Raw genomic sequence first — 17,541 nt, 5'->3', positions numbered from 1 at the left:
GCTATCCCTTGTTGTCATAGACGGTTTCCCTTTATTATCCGGTATCTTATTTCGTTGGCAACGTAGATATCCTTGAAGACCGGACTTTTTCAGCCACTGTCGCTGGCCATCGGCCTGCGTTATGCAGGCTCGCGACGCAGTAACCGCTTCGTCTCCTTTATCTCCCTGTTCTCCACCTTTGGCATCGCCATCGGGGTCGCCGCCCTGATGGTGGTGATCTCGGTGATGAACGGGTTCGAAGGTCAGCTCAAGGGGCGCATCCTCGGGGTGATCCCCCATGTGGTGGTGACCAATCAGGCCGGACGCATCGAGGCCGAGCCCGAAGGTCTGCCCGATCTGGCCCGCCTGCCCTACGTGGTAGCCACGGCCCCCATGCTCGACAGCGAAGGCATGCTGCAAAGCCCGGGCCAGCTCACCGGCGTGAGCGTGCAGGGGATCGATCCCGCCCGCTGGCCAAAGGATGACATCCTGCACGCCCAGATGCTGGGAGGGCGCCTTGACAGCCTGCAGGCCGGTGAATACCACATCGTGCTGGGGCAGGGGGTGGCCAGCCGCCTCAAGGTCTCTATCGGCGACCAGGTGCGTCTCATCCTGACCGAAGGTACCCGCTTTACCCCCTTTGGCCGGGTGCCGGCCCAGCGTCTTTTCACCGTCTCCGGCATCTTCGGGGTCGGCGCCGACGTGGACAGCCAGGTGGCCCTGATTGCCCTGGGGGATGCCCAGCGCATGCTGCGCCTGCCCGCAGACAAGGTGGGCGGCATTCGCCTCTGGCTGGACGATCCCTTCGCCGCCGACGAGGTGGTGAAGACCGCGTTGCCGGACGGGCTGGAGTGGCAGGACTGGCGCCGCGAGCGCGGCGAGCTGTTCCAGGCGGTGGCCATGGAAAAACGGATGATGGGGCTGATGCTGGTGCTGATCATCGCGGTTGCCACCTTCAACATCCTCTCCGCCCTGGTGATGGTGGTCACCGACAAGGAAGGGGAGGTGGCCATCCTGCGTACCATGGGCATGAGCGAATCCGGCATCGTCAAGATCTTCATGGTGCTGGGTGCGTCGAGCGGCCTCATCGGCGCCCTGTTCGGGGGGCTGGCGGGGCTGGCGCTCTGCTTTGGCCTCAATCCTCTGCTCAATGCCCTTGGGCTCAACCTCTATATGGCGGCGGGGGGCAGCGGTCTGCCGGTCATCGTCGAGCCGGGCCAGGTCATGACCATCCTGCTGGGTGCCGTGCTGCTGAGTTTCAGTGCCACCCTTTACCCGGCCTCCCGCGCGGCCCGGGTCAAACCGGCGGAGGCGCTGCGTTATGAATAATTCATCTTCTGTTGTTACTGGTGCAAGTGGAGCCCCCGTTATGAATCAATCCGTCTCCTGCGAGCCGCTGCTGCGCTGCCAGGCCCTCAACCATGTCTACAAAGAGGGCAATCTGGAGACCCAGGTACTCAAGGGGATCGAGCTGGACGTCGCCCCCGGGGAGATGCTGGCGGTGGTGGGGAGCTCGGGCTCCGGCAAGACCACCCTGCTGCACCTGATGGGGGCGCTGGACAACCCTTCCAGCGGCGCCGTGCTGTTCAAGGGGCAGGACATCCATGGCTGGGACAGCCGCACCCAGGCGAGATTTCGCAATCAGGAGCTGGGTTTCGTTTACCAGTTCCACCACCTGCTCTCGGAATTCAGTGCGCTGGAAAATGCGGCCATGCCGCTGCTGATCGCCGGTGAGTCGGTGGCCAGCGCCACCGAGAAGGCGAGCAAGATGCTGGGGCGGGTGGGGCTCTCCCACCGTCTCAACCACAGACCGTCCGAGCTCTCCGGTGGTGAGCGCCAGCGGGTGGCCATCGCCCGTGCCCTGGTCAACGAACCCAGCCTGGTGCTGGCGGACGAGCCCACCGGTAACCTAGATCATGCCAGCGCCACCGCCGTCTATGAGCTCTTGTGCGAGCTCAACCGCGAGCTTGGCACCGCGTTCGTGGTGGTGACCCATGACTTGAGCCTGGCCGCCAAGCTCCACCGCCGGGTCACCCTGGTGAGCGGCATCATGGCGGAGGTCGCCTGATGTTCAAGCCGCTGCCCCTGTTCCTGGGCCTGCGTTACAGCCGCTCCCGCCGCCGCAACGGCTTCATCGCCTTCATTTCGGCCTCCTCCCTCATCGGGATCGCCCTCGGGGTGATGGCCCTCATTCTTGGCCTCTCCGCCATGAACGGGTTCGAGCGGGAGCTCAAGAACCGGGTGCTCTCCGTGGTCCCCCACGGCGAGCTCATCGGCATGGAAGCGCCGCTGCCTGACTGGCCGCGGCTCAGGGACTACCTGCTGGCCCAGCCCGGGGTGGAGGCGGCTGCCCCCGTCATTCGCCTGGACGGCCTGCTGGAGCACGGCTCCGCCCTCAAGGGGGTCCAGCTGCGTGCGGTGCTGCCGGAGCTGGAAGCCAATCTCTCCGATGCGGGCAACTTCATGACGGGTCGGGGTCTTCGCGAGCTGCAGGCGGGTGAACACGGGGTCATCCTCGGCAAGATCATCGCCGACAAGCTGGGGGTCAAGACGGGAGACACCGTCACCCTGCTGCTGCCCCAGGCGGGTGATGCCGCCGGCATCAAGAACCCGAAACGGGAGGTGCTCACCGTGGTAGGGCTGCTCGAGATCGGTGGCCAGCTCGACGGCCTGCTCGGCTTCATGCACCTGGCGGACGCCCAGGCCATCACCGGCATGGGCAGCGCGGTGGAGGGGTTCAGCCTCAAGGTGAGCGACGTGCTCAAGGCCCAGTCCATCACGGTGGCGGCGGCCCAGAAATTCCCGCACTACGTCTATATCAGCAGCTGGATGAGCCGTCAGGGTTATCTCTATCAGGACATCCAGATGGTGCGCACCGTGATGTACGTGGTGATGCTGATGGTGGTGGCGGTGGCCTGCTTCAACATCGTCTCTACCCTGGTGATGGCGGTGAACGAGAAGCGCAGCGAGATCGCCATCTTGAAGACCATGGGGGCGAGCCCGGGCCAGATCCGGCTTACCTTCGTCATCCAGGGGATGGTGAACGGGGTGGCGGGAGCCTTGCTAGGCGCCCTGCTGGGCGGCCTGCTCTCCAGCAAGCTGACCCAGATCCTGAGCGCCATCGAAGGGGTGATCGGGCACCGTTTCCTCAATCCGGACATCTACTTCATCGACTTCCTGCCGACCGAGCTGCACATGCAGGACTTGCTCATCGTGACCGGCGCCGCCATCCTGATGAGCCTGGTGGCGACCCTCTATCCCGCCTGGCGGGCGAGCGGCCTGGTGCCGTCCCGGGAACTGGGGCATTGATGCCCATGGATGTGATAACGGGCCCTGCGGGGCCCTTTTTATTGTCACTCTTTTGTGGGGACACCCCCGACGTGGCGGTTATCGAGGCAATACGCAGGAGGAAATGATGCCTGGTGCCGTGTTGATGGCATCAATGGGCATTCAACTCATCGAGAGGCAGTGAAAAACTCCCCACGAAGACATCGATGAAGTAGCGCATGGCGGGGTTCATCCTGGCGTCCAGCATCTGCTCGAGGCGCTTTCGCGCGGGCTCGAACTCCCGGTTGCCGACGCTCAGCTCCTCCAGACACTTGGTGTAGGCACAGAGGGTGTCTGCATCCTTCACCAGGCTGGTGAGGGCCTCGTCCTGGGCGCCGGAGTCGAGCAGGGGGCGAAAGTCCTCGACCAGCTCAGGCGGCAACATGCCCAGCAGGCGCTGCTCGGCGGCAAGCTCAATCTTTTTGTATTCGCGGGCGATTTCGGGATTGAAGTACTTGACCGGGGTGGGCAGATCCCCGGTCAGCACCTCGCTGCTGTCGTGGTAGAGGGCCATGACGGCGGCCCGGTCGGCATCCACCTGAGCGCCGAACAGGCGATTGCTGATAAGGCCGAGGGCGTGGGCCACCATGGCGACCTGCAAGCTGTGCTCGGCGATGTTTTCGGGCTGGATGTTGCGCATCAGGGGCCAGCGGTAGATGAGGCGCATACGGGCGAGGTTGGCAAAAAAATGGCTGGGCAGCATGGAAGACCTCGAATGGGGCAATGAAAAAGGGCAGACCCTAGTCTGCCCTTTTTTCCACCCGCAAGGATAGCCTGAGATGGGCCGTCAGCGGATGTAGCGGCCCGATTCGGCCTCGTGGTTGGTCACTATCATCTGGCCGATGGGGGCCAGGCTGATGAGGGCCAGCTTGAGGTGCTGGATGCCGAACGGGATGCCGACGATGGTGACGAAACAGGCCAGCGCCGAGGCGATGTGGCCGATGGCCAGCCAGACCCCGATGAGCACAAACCAGAGAATGTTGCCAATCAGCCCCAGGGCGCCGGTGCCGATGTCGCTCTGGCCCGTCATGCTCTTGCGGCTCACCGCCTGCTTGCCAAACGGGAAGAAGGTGAAAGTGCCGATGACGAAGCAGGCGCGTCCCCAGGGGATCCCGATGAGGGAGATGAAGCAGAGCAGCCCCGCCAGCCACCAGGCCAGCCCCATGAAGACGCCTCCCAGCACGAACCAGAGCAGATTGAAGAAGAAGCGGAAAAAGGACATGTGGGTGACTCCAGCAGCACGTGAATTGGCTGTCACCATAGCGAGCCCTGCCGGGGGACGCAATGGCACAGGCGAGAAGGTGGACAATTTGGGTCGCAGCACGCCATTTTTGTGCCTGATTGGCGGCGGATGGCGATCAAAATGGCCCGTTCGCCGTGAAAAAGAGTGAGCCAGTGCAAATTATTGCGGATGGAATGCTTGAACTCGGTGCAAGGCTTCCCCATATAGGAGAAAGTCTTGCGCAAATTGTGCTGTCTGTGCCCCGGATGGGGGATGTGCGGCTCGACGCGACCACTGCACGCCGCTATAATGTCGCGTCATATTTTCTCATCACAAAGACAGTCGTTGTCTTTATAAACAGGAAGACTCCGGGCTTGCCCGGGGGCAATAAAGGGTCAGCACTCAGTGCTGAGTTGAACGAGGTAAAAGAATGCAAGTTTCTGTAGAGACAACCCAGGGTCTGGAACGCCGTCTTACCATCACTGTACCGGCCGCTACCGTTGACGCCGCCGTGCGCAAAGAATTGAATGGCCTGGCCAAAACCCGTCGCATCGACGGTTTCCGTCCTGGCAAGGCTCCGGTTGCCATCATCAAGAAGATGTTCGGTGCCATGGCTCACGCCCGCGTTGCCGATGAAATGATGCAGAACAACTTCATCAAGGCCATCATCGAGAACAAACTGAGCCCGGCTGGCGCCCCGACCATGGATCCGAAAGAGATCAAAGAAGGTCAGGATTTCGAATTCACCGCCACTTTCGAAGTGTATCCGGAGTTCGAAGTTGCCGGTCTGGAGAGCATCAAGGTCGAGAAGCCGGTTGCCACCGTGAAGGACAGCGACCTGGAAAACATGATCGACACCCTGCGCAAGCAGCACGCCACCTGGACTGAAGCCGCTGTGGCTGCCGCCAATGGCATGCGTGTGACCATGGACTTCGTCGGTTCCATCGACGGTGAAGAGTTCGACGGTGGCAAGGCTGAAGGCTTCACCCTGGAACTGGGCGCTGGCCGCATGATCCCGGGCTTCGAAGACGCCATCCTGGGCAAGAAAGCGGGCGACGAGTTCACCATCGAGGTGACTTTCCCGGCTGACTACCACGCCGAAGCCCTGAAGGGCAAGGCTGCCAAGTTTGCCTCCAAGCTGCACAAGGTTGAAGAGCAGGTGCTGCCCGAGCTGACCGAAGAGTTCGTCAAGCGTTTCGGCATCGAGAGCGGCAGCGTTGAAGAGCTGAAGGCAGAAGTGCGCAAGAACATGGAGCGCGAACTGGCCCAGGCCCTGAAAAACAGCGTGAAAGAGCAGGTACTGAACGGCCTGGTTGAAGCCAACCAGATCGATCTGCCGAAGGCTGCCGTTGCCCAGGAAATCGACACCCTGCGTCAGCAGGCTCTGCAGCGCTTCGGTGGCTTCCAGGGCGGCAACGCCCCCGAGCTGCCGGCCGAGCTGTTCCAGGCCCAGGCCGAGCGCCGTGTCCGCGTTGGTCTGCTGCTGGGTGACGTCATCCGCACCAACGAGATCAAGGCTGACGACGCCCGTGTGACCAGCATCATCGAGTCCATGGCCACTGCCTACGAAGATCCGAAAGAAGTGATCGAGTACTATCAGCAGAACGAGCAGATGCTGAACGGCGTGCGCAACCTGGCCATTGAAGATCAAGCCATCGATCTGATCCTGTCCAAGGCGCAAGTCACCGAGAAAGAAGTTGCCTTCGACGAAGTGATCAACAAGTCCGGTGCCGCTGCCTAAGAACATTTGACTTAAGGTCAAAACTGTTAAGTATAATGGCTCGTGTGATCTCCACTCGGGCCATTTTATTTTAGGGACAATGCCTTATGTACAAGAACTATAACGATGTGACTGAATCCCCACGCAATGCGCTCATCCCGATGGTGGTAGAGCAAACCGCGAAAGGGGAGCGTTCCTACGACATCTATTCCCGTCTGCTGAAAGAGCGGGTGATCTTCCTGACCGGTCAGGTCGAGGATCACATGGCGAACCTGGTGGTGGCCCAACTGCTGTTCCTGGAGTCCGAGAACCCGGATCAGGACATCAGCATCTACATCAACTCGCCGGGTGGTGCCGTCACTGCGGGTATGTCCATTTATGACACCATGCAGTTCATCAAGCCGGACGTGAGCACCGTCTGCATGGGGCAGGCCTGCTCCATGGGGGCCTTCCTGCTGGCCGGTGGCGCCAAGGGCAAGCGTTTCTGCCTGCCCAATGCCCGAGTGATGATCCACCAGCCGCTGGGCGGCTTCCAGGGGCAGGCTTCTGACATCCAGATCCATGCCCAGGAGATCCTGAAAATCAAGAATACCCTGAACGATCGTCTGGCGTTCCATACCGGTCAGGACATGGCCACCATCGAGCGCGACACCGACCGTGACAATTTCATGTCTGCCGAGCAGGCCGTTGCCTATGGTCTGGTTGACGGCATCCTGAGCCAGCGCGGCTGAGCAGGGTACCCCGTCCTGTTGTAAACTCAACAGGACGATCCATCCTCTATTGATAAAACGAGGTCGCTGAATGACAGAGAAACGCAAGGGTGAGGGCGACAAGCTGCTGTATTGCTCTTTCTGCGGCAAAAGCCAGCATGAAGTGCGCAAGCTGATCGCTGGCCCTTCCGTCTACGTATGTGATGAGTGTGTCGAGCTGTGCAACGACATCATCCGCGAAGAGATCCGCGAGATCTCTCCCAAGCGCGATGGTAGCGAGCTGCCGACCCCTCATGAAATCCGCGCCCATCTGGACGACTACGTGATCGGTCAGGAGTACGCCAAGAAGGTGCTGGCGGTGGCTGTCTACAACCACTACAAGCGTCTTCGCAGCGGCAGCGAGTCCGGTGGCGTGGAGCTGGGCAAATCCAACATCCTGCTGATTGGCCCCACTGGCAGCGGCAAGACTCTGCTGGCCGAGACCCTGGCTCGTCTGCTTGATGTGCCCTTCACCATGGCCGATGCCACCACCCTGACCGAAGCCGGTTACGTGGGCGAGGACGTGGAGAACATCATCCAGAAGTTGCTGCAAAAGTGCGACTACGACGTGGAGAAGGCCCAGCGCGGTATCGTCTACATCGACGAGATCGACAAGATCTCCCGCAAGTCGGACAACCCCTCCATCACCCGCGACGTCTCCGGGGAAGGGGTGCAGCAGGCCCTGCTGAAACTGATCGAAGGCACCATCGCCTCCGTGCCGCCCCAGGGCGGTCGCAAGCACCCGCAGCAGGAGTTTTTGCAGGTCGACACCTCCAAGATCCTGTTCATCTGTGGTGGTGCCTTCGCGGGTCTGGACAAGGTGATCGAGCAGCGCTCCGTCAAGGGCACCGGCATCGGTTTTGGCGCCGAGGTGAAATCCAAGAATGCCAAGGCTACCCTGAGCGAGAACTTTGCCAAGGTGGAGCCGGAAGATCTCATCAAGTACGGTCTCATCCCCGAGTTCATCGGCCGTCTGCCGGTGGTCGCGACCCTGACCGAGCTTGACGAGGCTGCCCTCATCCAGATCCTGAAAGAGCCGAAAAACGCGCTGACCAAGCAGTATGCCGCGCTGTTCGCCCTGGAAGAGGTGGAGCTGGAGTTTCGTGACGACGCGCTCAATGCCATTGCCCGCAAGGCCATGGAGCGCAAAACCGGTGCCCGGGGTCTGCGTTCCATTGTCGAGGCCGTACTGCTCGACACCATGTATGACCTGCCCTCCCTGAAAGGGGTCAGCAAGGTGGTGATCGACGAGACGGTGATCAAGGGAGACTCCGCGCCTCTGATGATCTACGACAATCCCGAGACTCAGGCCGCAGCCTCAGAGTAACTGTCTGATTTTTAATCACATAAAGGGGCTTTTTGCCCCTTTCATGCTTTTTACGGCCAAGGCGATTGAATCTCATCTTTGCGCCCCCATATACTCAGCCAAGCCTTTGCCAACGGTATAACAAGCCGAGAGGACATATATGAACCTAGAGCGTTCAGAACGCATCGAGATTCCCGTCCTGCCTCTTCGTGACGTGGTGGTCTATCCCCACATGGTCATTCCACTCTTTGTGGGGCGGGAAAAATCCATTCGCTGTCTGGAAGCGGCCATGGAGCAGGACAAGAAAGTCCTGCTGGTGGCCCAGAAGGATGCGTCGACTGACGAACCGACGGTGGAGGAAATTTTCTCCGTCGGGACAGTGGCCAATATTCTGCAGATGCTCAAGCTGCCGGACGGCACCGTCAAGGTGCTGGTGGAGGGGGGCCAGCGTGCCCGCCTTGAGCGGATGATCGACGATCGCGACTTCTTTGTCGGGGAGGCCCAGTACATCGCGTCCGCCCCCATCGAGGAGAAGGATCAGGACGTGCTGGTGCGCTCTGCCATCGGCCAGTTCGAAGGTTACATCAAGCTCAACAAGAAGATCCCGCCCGAGGTACTCACCTCGATTTCGGCGATTGACGATGCGGCGCGCCTGGCCGATACCATGGCTGCCCACATGCCGCTCAAGCTCGAAGATAAGCAGAAGGTGCTGGAAATCGCCTCCGTGTCCGAGCGCATCGAGTTTCTGATGGCCATGATGGAGTCGGAGATCGACCTGTTGCAGGTCGAGAAGCGCATCCGCTCCCGGGTCAAGAAGCAGATGGAGAAGAGCCAGCGGGAGTATTACCTCAACGAGCAGATGAAGGCCATCCAGAAAGAGCTGGGTGAGCTGGAAGACAGCCCGGATGAATTCGAAGCCCTCAATCGCAAGATTGAAGAGGCCGGGATGCCGGAGGATGCCCGCGAGAAGGCCCAGGCCGAGCTCGCCAAGCTCAAGATGATGTCCCCCATGTCGGCGGAAGCCACCGTGGTGCGCAGCTATGTGGACTGGATGGTGCAGGTGCCCTGGAAGACCCGCTCCAAGGTCAAGAAAGACCTGGGCAAGGCCCAGGAGGTGCTGGATGCGGATCACTATGGCCTGGACAAGGTCAAGGATCGCATCCTCGAATACCTGGCAGTGCAGGCGCGTGTGAACAAGCTCAAGGGCCCCATCCTCTGCCTGGTCGGGCCTCCCGGGGTGGGCAAGACCTCCCTGGGCCAGTCCATCGCCAAGGCCACCGGCCGCAAGTATGTGCGCATGGCCCTGGGGGGGGTGCGTGACGAGGCGGAGATCCGTGGTCACCGTCGTACCTACATCGGCTCCATGCCCGGCAAGCTCATCCAGAAGATGGCGAAAGTCGGCGTGAAGAACCCGCTGTTCCTGCTCGACGAAATCGACAAGATGAGCTCGGACATGCGTGGCGATCCCGCTTCCGCCCTGCTGGAGGTGCTGGATCCCGAGCAGAACAGCAGCTTCAACGATCACTATCTGGAAGTGGATTATGACCTGTCGGACGTGATGTTCGTGGCCACCTCCAACTCCATGAACATCCCGGGTCCGCTGCTGGACCGGATGGAAGTGATCCGTCTGTCCGGTTACACCGAGGACGAGAAGCTCAACATTGCCAAGCAGCACCTGGTGGCCAAGCAGATCCAGCGCAACGGCCTGAAGCCTTCCGAGATCGCCATCGAGGATTCGGCGCTGATCGGGGTGATTCGCTACTACACCCGCGAGGCGGGTGTGCGCAGCCTGGAGCGTGAAATCTCCAAAATCTGTCGCAAGGCAGTCAAACGTATCCTGCTGGACAAGAGCATCAAGCATGTTCAGGTCAACCAGGAGAACCTCAAGGAGTTCCTGGGGGTACAGCGCTTTGACTATGGCAAGGCCACCGACCAGAACCAGATTGGTCAGGTGTGCGGGCTGGCGTGGACCGAAGTGGGGGGCGATCTGCTCACCATCGAGACCACCAACATGCCGGGCAAGGGCAAGCTCACTTACACCGGTTCCCTCGGTGACGTGATGCAGGAGTCCATCCAGGCGGCCATGACAGTGGTGCGGGCCCGTGCCGAGAAGCTGCGTATTAACGGCGACTTCTACGAGAAGCGCGACATCCATGTGCACGTGCCGGAAGGGGCGACCCCGAAAGACGGCCCGAGCGCCGGTATCGCCATGTGTACCGCCCTGGTCTCCAGCCTCACCGGCAACCCGGTGCGTGCCGACGTAGCCATGACGGGTGAAATCACCCTGCGTGGCGAGGTGTTGCCCATCGGTGGTCTCAAGGAGAAACTGCTGGCGGCCCACCGTGGCGGCATCAAGCGTGTGCTGATCCCGAAAGAGAACGAACGTGACCTCGAGGAGATCCCGGCCAACGTCAAACAAGATCTTGAAATCTATCCGGTTCGCTGGATTGATGAGGTGCTTGCACTGGCGTTGCAGGACAATCCGCAAGGTTTCGAACGCGTTTCTGTCGTGTAAATGTTGATGCGCCGCAAATTTGGCGCATTCGGGGGGTGGTTAAGGCTTGCATGCACCGGACAACGGAAGTAGCCTTGACCACCGATCGGGTACTCATGATGAGTCGCAATGCGTGATGTGGCGCGGGTTTGCGCCAGATTGTCACTTGCAACTGATCAGGAGGCTTGTTATAAAACCTCCACTTGTTGTGGCCAGGGAAATCAGCGCCGCAGCGATGTTCGATAAAAGGGGAATATAAGAGTGAATAAATCTCAACTGATTGACAAGATTGCAGACGGTGCTGATATCTCCAAAGCTGCCGCTGGCCGTGCGCTGGATGCCTTCATCGATGCCGTGGGCGAAGCCCTGAAAGAGGGTGACCAGGTTGCTCTGGTTGGTTTCGGTACTTTCGCCGTTCGCGAGCGTGCAGCCCGTTCCGGCCGCAACCCGCAAACTGGTGCGACCATCGAAATCGCTGCCGGTAAAGTTCCTGCCTTCAAAGCCGGCAAGGCCCTGAAAGACGCGGTCAACTAAGCCGGTCGCTGATATCTATCGGCACCGTCCTTGGTCTCTGACCAGACAAGTGAGAGGGCTCTCCCTCATACTGCTTGACCAAGGCGCATCGCAATCGGTGCGCCTTTTCATTATTTACGCCCATCGAGTTCGGGAGCATAAGTACAAACATGATGTTGGATAAACTACGCGAAGGGGCGCAGGGCAAGGTAGCCAAGGTTATCTTGGGCCTGATCATCCTCTCCTTTGCCTTGGCCGGCGTAGGCAGCTACCTCAATGGCCCGGCACGTACCGCCCCCGCCACCGTCAACGGCAATGACATCAGTGCCCCCGCACTGGAGAATGCCTACCGCAATGAGCGGGCCCGCATGGAATCCCAAATGGGTGAGGCCTTCAACCAGCTGGCCGCCAATCCCGATTACATGAAACAGTTCCGCCGTGGCGTGCTGGACCGTCTGATCGATCAGGCGCTGATCGATGACAAGGCCCGCTCCCTGGGTCTGCGCGTCAGCGATGAGCAGATCAAGCAGGCCATCGTCGCCATGCCCGAGTTTGCCGAGAACGGCAAGTTCAGCAATGACCGCTACCTGCAGCTCATTCGCCGTGCCGGCATGACCCCCGAGATGTTCCGCGACTCCCTGCGCCAGGACATGGTGCGCCAGCAATTGATGGGCGCCGTGCTGGGATCGGAGTTCGCCCTCAAGGGTGAAGCCGAGCAACTGGATCGTCTCTACAACCAGACCCGTGACCTGCGCCTGATCCGTCTGGCCGCTTCCGCCTATGTGGACGGAATCGAGGTGAGCGATGCCGAGGTGGAGCAGTTCTACAAGGCCAACAGCGCTCGCTTCATGAACGACGAGACGGTCAAGGTCGACTATCTACTGCTCGATGCCGCGAACCTTGGCAAGAACATCAAGGTCACCGAGCAGGATGCCCAGGATTACTACGACCAGCATCAGGATCTGTTCCAGCGTCCCGAGCGCCGTCAGGTGGCGCACATCCTGATCCCGTTTGGCAAGGATGAAAAGGCCGCCGAGCAGAAAGCCGAGGCCGTGCTGGCCAAGGCCAAGGCAGGTGACGATTTCGCCGCGCTGGCCAAGGCCGACTCCTCCGATACCTTCTCTGCGAAGAAAGGCGGGGAGCTCGACTGGTTCGAAAAAGGGGTGATGGATCCTGCCTTCGAGAAAGCCGCGTTCGCGCTGGCCAAGGCCGGCGATCTCTCCGCCGTGGTGAAGAGCCCGTTCGGCTTCCACATCATCAAGCTGCTGGGAGTCGAGCCTGCCAAGACCAAGCCCTTCGTGGACGTGATGAGCGATACCATCGCCCGTCTGCAGTCTGAGAAGGCCAAGGAGCAGTTCTTCGCCGAACAGCAGAAGATGGCCGACAGCAGCTTCGAGAACCCGGACTCCCTGGACTTGACCGCCGAAGCCATGGGCCTCCAGGTGCAGTCCACCGGCTATTTCAGCCAGGCCGATGCGCCGGCACCGCTCAATGATCCCAAGGTGCTCTCCGTGGCGTTCTCCGAACAGCTGCGCGATGACAACACCAACTCCGACGTGATCGAGCTGGCCGACGGCAAGGCGCTGGTGCTGCACATCATGGGTCACCAGCCGAAGGCGGCCAAGCCGCTTGCCGAGGTGAAAGAGCAGGTGATCACCGCCATCAAGCACGACAAGGCCAGTGAAGTGGCCCGTGGCAAGGCCCAGGGTCTGCTGGACAAGCTCAAGGCCGGTGAGAACGTTCAGGCCGACCTGACCGCGCTGGGTCTGAAAGTGGATACCCATACCGGCGTATCCCGTTTCGCCCAGGAGATGGATCAGAACCTGGTGACCCAGGCGTTCCGCATGCCCCATCCGACCGATGGCAAGCCGAGCGTCGAGCTGGTGACCGAAGCCAACGGTGATCGTGTGGTGGTGGCGCTGGACAAGGTCAACGTCATCAAGGAGCCGTCCCAGATGGTGAGCCTGCTGCAAGGTCAGCTGGGTCAGGGCAAGGCACAGGCCGACTACAAGTCGCTGATCGACGAGCTGCGCAAGGCGGCCAAGATCGAATACTTCACCGACGTGGAAGCCACTGTCGAGTAAGTCAGCCTCACGGCCCCAAGTGTGAAAACGGCTCCATGATGGAGCCGTTTTTTTGTGCCATCGACAGCCCGGCAGAGCGGGCGGGCGCAGGAGGGAAGGGGCCAGGCACGGGCTTGTGCTGCCTATCCTGGCTGGGGATGAGCGGGACAGGTGTATGACAGCGCGCTGTACTCTTGCTCTCCTTATCCCCAATCCTTCTCTTGCTGTGGGGCGTGATAAAGGAGGCATAAAAAAACCGGCGCACGAGGCGCCGGTTCTGATCGCTTTGCTTGAAGGCGGGGGATTACACCACACCCTGGGTGCGCAGGTAATCCTCGTAGGTGCCGCCGAAGTCGCGGATGCCGTCTTCGGTCAGCTCCAGGATGCGGGTCGCCAGGGAGGAGACGAACTCGCGGTCGTGGGAGACGAAGATCAGGGTGCCCTTGTACATCTCCAGCGCCAGGTTCAAGGATTCGATGGATTCCATGTCCAGGTGGTTGGTCGGTTCATCCATGATCAGGATGTTGGGGCGCTGCATCATCAGCTTGCCGAACAGCATCCGGCCCTGTTCACCACCGGAAAGCACCTTGACCGGCTTCTTGATGTCGTCCTGGGAGAAGAGCAGACGACCCAGCACGGAGCGCACCGCCTGCTCGTCTTCGTTCTCCTGCTTCCATTGGGCCATCCAGTCGAACACATTGAGATCGGTGTCGAAATCTTCGGCGTGATCCTGGGCGTAGTAGCCGATCTGGGCGTTCTCGGACCACTTGATGGTGCCGGTATCCGGTGCCAGGGCACCGACCAGCGTCTTGATCAGGGTGGACTTACCGATCCCGTTGGTACCCAGGATGGCGACCTTCTCGCCCACTTCCAGCATCATATTGAGCCCCTTGAACAGGGGACCGTCGCCATAACCCTTGGAGACGCCTTCGATCTCCAGGATGTTGCGGTAGAGCTTCTTGTCCTGCTCGAAGCGGATGAAGGGGTTCTGACGGCTGGATACCTTTACTTCCTCAATCTTGATCTTGTCGATCTGCTTGAGGCGGGAGGTAGCCTGGCTGGACTTGGAGGCGTTGGCGCTGAAGCGGGAGACGAAGGATTGCAGATCGGCGATCTGGGCCTTCTTCTTGGCGTTGTCGGCCAGCAGGCGCTCGCGGGCCTGGGTGGCTGCCAGCATGTACTCGTCGTAGTTGCCCGGGTAGACCCGCAGCTCGCCGTAGTCCAGATCCGCCATGTGGGTGCAGACGGAGTTCAGGAAGTGACGGTCGTGAGAGATGATGATCATGGTGCTTTCACGATCGTTGAGCACCTGCTCCAGCCAGCGAATGGTGTTGATGTCCAGGTTGTTGGTCGGTTCGTCCAGCAACAGGATGTCGGGGTTGGAGAAGAGCGCCTGCGCCAGCAGTACCCGCAGTTTCCAGCCCGGGGCCACTTCGCTCATCGGGCCGTTGTGCTGCTCGATGGGAATACCGGCACCCAGCAGCAGCTCGCCTGCGCGGGATTCGGCGGTATAGCCATCATATTCGGCGACCAGGCCTTCCAGCTCGGCGGCCTTCATGTAGTCGTCGTCGGTGGCTTCCAGGTTGGCGTAGATGGCATCGCGTTCGGCGATGGCGGCCCACAGCTCGGTGTGGCCCATCATGACCACGTCCAGCACGCGCATCTCTTCGTAGGCGAACTGATCCTGGCGCAGCTTACCGATGCGCTCGTTGACATCCAGGCTCACATTGCCGCCGGTGGGTTCGAGATCGCCGCCGAGGATCTTCATGAAGGTGGACTTGCCACAGCCGTTGGCACCGATGAGGCCGTAGCGGTTGCCGCCGCCAAACTTGACGCTGATGTTCTCAAACAGCGGCTTGGCGCCGAACTGCATGGTGATGTTGTTGCTTGAAAGCACTGGAATGTCCCGGTTGGTCTGTCAAATGGCGCGCATTATGGCACAGATCCCCCGAAAGTTTTAGCAGGAACTGTGATCTGGCTCCATTGCGGGGGGGAAGGTTTCACGACCAGGCCGGCAACGGGCTCCGGCTTCTCTTGCAGAGGGGAGGCGAGGGGCGGTCATGAAAAAAGCCGGCACTGGGCCGGCTTGGATGCGTGGGATGCCACTTAGTGGGCGGAGGCGCCGGAGGCACCGAGCCCGGTCTGGGATCTGACGAACTGCGGGAAGAACTTCGCATGCTCGTCGGAGGCTGCCTGGGACTTGTCAGTGACCGAGAAGAACCAGATCCCGATGAAGGCCAGCCCCATGGAGAAGAGCGCCGGGTATTCGTAGGGGAAGATCGCCTGGGCATGGCCCAGTACTTTCACCCAGACGGTGGGGCCCAGGATCATCAGGGTCACGGCGCTGATGAGACCGAGCCAGCCGCCATAGACGGCGCCACGGGTGGTCAGGCGGGACCAGAACATGGAGAGGAAGAGCACCGGGAAGTTGCAGCTCGCCGCGATGGAGAACGCCAGGCCCACCATGAAGGCGATGTTCTGCTTCTCGAACAGGATGCCAAGGCCGATGGCGACCACACCCAGTACCAGGGTGGTCATCTTGGATACGCGCAGCTCGTCGGCCTCGTTGGCCTTGCCTTCCTTGATGACGCAGGCATAGAGGTCGTGAGAGACCGCGGAGGCCCCCGCCAGGGTCAGCCCGGCCACGACCGCCAGGATGGTGGCAAACGCCACGGCGGAGATGAAGCCCAGGAACAGGCTGCCGCCCACCGCATCGGCCAGATGGACCGCCGCCATGTTGGTGCCCCCCAGCAGGGCGCCGGTGGCGTCCTTGAAGTCCGGGTTGGTGCTGACCAGCAGGATGGCGCCAAAGCCGATGATGAAGGTGAGGATGTAGAAGTACCCGATGAAGCCGGTGGCATAGAACACCGATTTACGGGCTTCCTTGGCATCGCTCACGGTAAAGAAGCGCATCAGGATGTGGGGCAGACCTGCGGTACCGAACATCAGGGCCAGCCCAAGGGAGATGGCGGAGATGGGGTCGGCGACCAGGCCGCCCGGGCTCATGATGGCCGCACCATTGGCATGCACCTTGACCGCTTCGCTGAACAGGGTACCGACGTCGAAGTTGACGGACTTCATCACCATGATGGCCATGAAGGAGGCACCGGAGAGCAGCATCACCGCCTTGATGATCTGTACCCAGGTGGTGGCCAGCATGCCGCCGAACAGCACGTAGAGCACCATCAGGATGCCGACCAGCACCACGGCCACGTGGTATTGGAGGCCGAACAGCAGTTCGATGAGCTTGCCGGCACCGACCATCTGGGCGATGAGGTAGAGGGCGACCACCACCAGGGAGCCGCTGGCGGAGAGGCTGCGCACCGAGGTCTGCTTGAGGCGGTAGGAGGCCACGTCGGCAAAGGTGTACTTGCCGAGGTTGCGCAGCCGCTCCGCGATCAGGAACAGGATGATGGGCCAGCCCACCAGGAAGCCGATGGAGTAGATGAGACCGTCGTAGCCCGAGGTGTAGACCAGGGCGGAGATGCCGAGGAAGGAGGCGGCGGACATGTAGTCACCGGCGATGGCCAGACCATTCTGGAAGCCGGTGATGCGCCCGCCGGCGGCGTAGTAGTCGGAAGCCGAGCGGTTGCGCTTGGAGGCCCAGTAGGTGATGAACAGGGTCGCGGCCACGAAGATCACGAACATCACGATGGCCGAGATATTGAGGGGTTGGCGTTGCACCTCGCCGCTGATGGCGTCGGCCGCCAGCAAGGGGGTGGAGATCAGACCTGCCAGCGGCAGTAGAAACTTGCCTTTCATGATTGCGCTCCCTTGAGGATCTTCTGGTTCAGTTCGTCGAACTCGCCGTTGGCACGAAATACGTAGATACCGGTCAGCACGAAGGCCGATACGATGAGACCAATCCCGACCGGGATGCCACGGGTGATGCTGGAGCCTTCGCTCAAGGGGGTGCCAAGCCAGCCCGGTGCAAAGGCGATGAGCAGGATGAACGCCAGGTAGAGCCCCAGCATCAGGATGGAGAGGGTCCAGGCAAAACGCTGGCGTTTGGCGACCAGTGCCTGGAAGTTGGGATCTTGCTGGATCCGAAGATACGGTTGCTGTTCCATTGCAGTTCTCCATGACAGTGAATGTCAGCGGTGGATGAGGGGTTCCCTACCGGACAGCACGGCTGTCCATGTAAGCAAAATGTGAATTAAATGTTATT

14 protein-coding genes are annotated in these 17,541 nt (G+C 60.7%); 9 read left to right on the top strand and 5 right to left on the bottom strand.

Going from position 1 to position 17,541, the window contains the following annotated elements:
* The first annotated feature begins 72 nt into the window (after positions 1 to 72).
* Genes AB5Y93_RS12945 through lolE form a run of 3 tightly spaced genes read left to right on the top strand, consistent with a single transcriptional unit; the run spans position 73 to position 3,288 of the window.
* A complete protein-coding gene (locus AB5Y93_RS12945) occupies positions 73 to 1,308 on the top strand; it encodes a lipoprotein-releasing ABC transporter permease subunit (protein ID WP_368229532.1) in 1,236 nt (411 codons plus the stop codon).
* 40 nt (positions 1,309 to 1,348) lie between these two features.
* Positions 1,349 to 2,047: a lipoprotein-releasing ABC transporter ATP-binding protein LolD gene (lolD, locus tag AB5Y93_RS12940; protein ID WP_010674567.1), complete on the top strand. Its 699-nt coding sequence runs from the start codon at positions 1,349 to 1,351 to the stop codon at positions 2,045 to 2,047.
* Positions 2,047 to 3,288: a lipoprotein-releasing ABC transporter permease subunit LolE gene (gene lolE, locus AB5Y93_RS12935; protein ID WP_103243212.1), complete on the top strand. Its 1,242-nt coding sequence runs from the start codon at positions 2,047 to 2,049 to the stop codon at positions 3,286 to 3,288. Before lolD ends, lolE begins: the two co-directional genes overlap by 1 nt.
* A gap of 130 nt (positions 3,289 to 3,418) precedes the next feature.
* Here lolE and yfbR read toward each other — a convergent pair whose 3' ends face one another.
* The gene (gene yfbR / locus AB5Y93_RS12930) at positions 3,419 to 4,009 is read right to left on the bottom strand and encodes a 5'-deoxynucleotidase (protein WP_010674569.1); all 591 of its coding nucleotides are present in this window, start codon (positions 4,007 to 4,009) and stop codon (positions 3,419 to 3,421) included.
* An 84-nt stretch (positions 4,010 to 4,093) separates the two neighbouring features.
* Positions 4,094 to 4,528, bottom strand: a complete 435-nt coding sequence (locus AB5Y93_RS12925) for a YccF domain-containing protein (RefSeq protein WP_368229531.1) — start codon at positions 4,526 to 4,528, stop codon at positions 4,094 to 4,096.
* Between the two features lie 430 nt (positions 4,529 to 4,958).
* On the opposite strand from AB5Y93_RS12925, the gene tig reads away from it, so the two are divergent.
* The 6 genes from tig to ppiD all read left to right on the top strand — a co-directional run bounded on the left by tig (position 4,959) and on the right by ppiD (position 13,394).
* Positions 4,959 to 6,269, top strand: coding sequence for a trigger factor (gene tig, locus AB5Y93_RS12920; RefSeq protein WP_010674572.1), 1,311 nt, complete (start codon positions 4,959 to 4,961; stop codon positions 6,267 to 6,269).
* An 86-nt stretch (positions 6,270 to 6,355) separates the two neighbouring features.
* Positions 6,356 to 6,979: an ATP-dependent Clp endopeptidase proteolytic subunit ClpP gene (clpP, locus tag AB5Y93_RS12915; RefSeq protein WP_005324106.1), complete on the top strand. Its 624-nt coding sequence runs from the start codon at positions 6,356 to 6,358 to the stop codon at positions 6,977 to 6,979.
* A 70-nt stretch (positions 6,980 to 7,049) separates the two neighbouring features.
* Positions 7,050 to 8,324: an ATP-dependent protease ATP-binding subunit ClpX gene (clpX, locus tag AB5Y93_RS12910; RefSeq protein ID WP_010674573.1), complete on the top strand. Its 1,275-nt coding sequence runs from the start codon at positions 7,050 to 7,052 to the stop codon at positions 8,322 to 8,324.
* A gap of 139 nt (positions 8,325 to 8,463) precedes the next feature.
* A complete protein-coding gene (gene lon, locus AB5Y93_RS12905; RefSeq protein ID WP_368229530.1) occupies positions 8,464 to 10,818 on the top strand; it encodes an endopeptidase La in 2,355 nt (784 codons plus the stop codon).
* Between the two features lie 240 nt (positions 10,819 to 11,058).
* Positions 11,059 to 11,331 (top strand): nucleoid-associated protein HU-beta, encoded by a 273-nt coding sequence (gene hupB / locus AB5Y93_RS12900; protein ID WP_005315375.1) that lies wholly within the window; start codon positions 11,059 to 11,061, stop codon positions 11,329 to 11,331.
* A 149-nt stretch (positions 11,332 to 11,480) separates the two neighbouring features.
* Positions 11,481 to 13,394, top strand: coding sequence for a peptidylprolyl isomerase (ppiD, locus tag AB5Y93_RS12895; RefSeq protein ID WP_042016078.1), 1,914 nt, complete (start codon positions 11,481 to 11,483; stop codon positions 13,392 to 13,394).
* A gap of 283 nt (positions 13,395 to 13,677) precedes the next feature.
* Here the strand turns inward: ppiD and AB5Y93_RS12890 are convergent, their stop codons facing one another.
* The 3 genes from AB5Y93_RS12890 to AB5Y93_RS12880 all read right to left on the bottom strand — a co-directional run bounded on the left by AB5Y93_RS12890 (position 13,678) and on the right by AB5Y93_RS12880 (position 17,443).
* Positions 13,678 to 15,270: an ABC-F family ATPase gene (locus AB5Y93_RS12890; protein ID WP_010674576.1), complete on the bottom strand. Its 1,593-nt coding sequence runs from the start codon at positions 15,268 to 15,270 to the stop codon at positions 13,678 to 13,680.
* 209 nt (positions 15,271 to 15,479) lie between these two features.
* Positions 15,480 to 17,135 (bottom strand): cation acetate symporter, encoded by a 1,656-nt coding sequence (locus tag AB5Y93_RS12885; RefSeq protein WP_010674577.1) that lies wholly within the window; start codon positions 17,133 to 17,135, stop codon positions 15,480 to 15,482.
* Positions 17,132 to 17,443, bottom strand: coding sequence for a DUF485 domain-containing protein (locus AB5Y93_RS12880; protein WP_039039049.1), 312 nt, complete (start codon positions 17,441 to 17,443; stop codon positions 17,132 to 17,134). Before AB5Y93_RS12880 ends, AB5Y93_RS12885 begins: the two co-directional genes overlap by 4 nt.
* Positions 17,444 to 17,541 lie beyond the last annotated feature (98 nt).

The sequence above is a fragment of the Aeromonas sp. R10-1 genome, assembly GCF_040908465.1.
Lineage (GTDB): Bacteria > Pseudomonadota > Gammaproteobacteria > Enterobacterales > Aeromonadaceae > Aeromonas > Aeromonas caviae.
The sequence above is the reverse complement of the archived record's forward strand: the minus strand, read 5'-3'. Positions and strand labels throughout refer to the sequence as shown.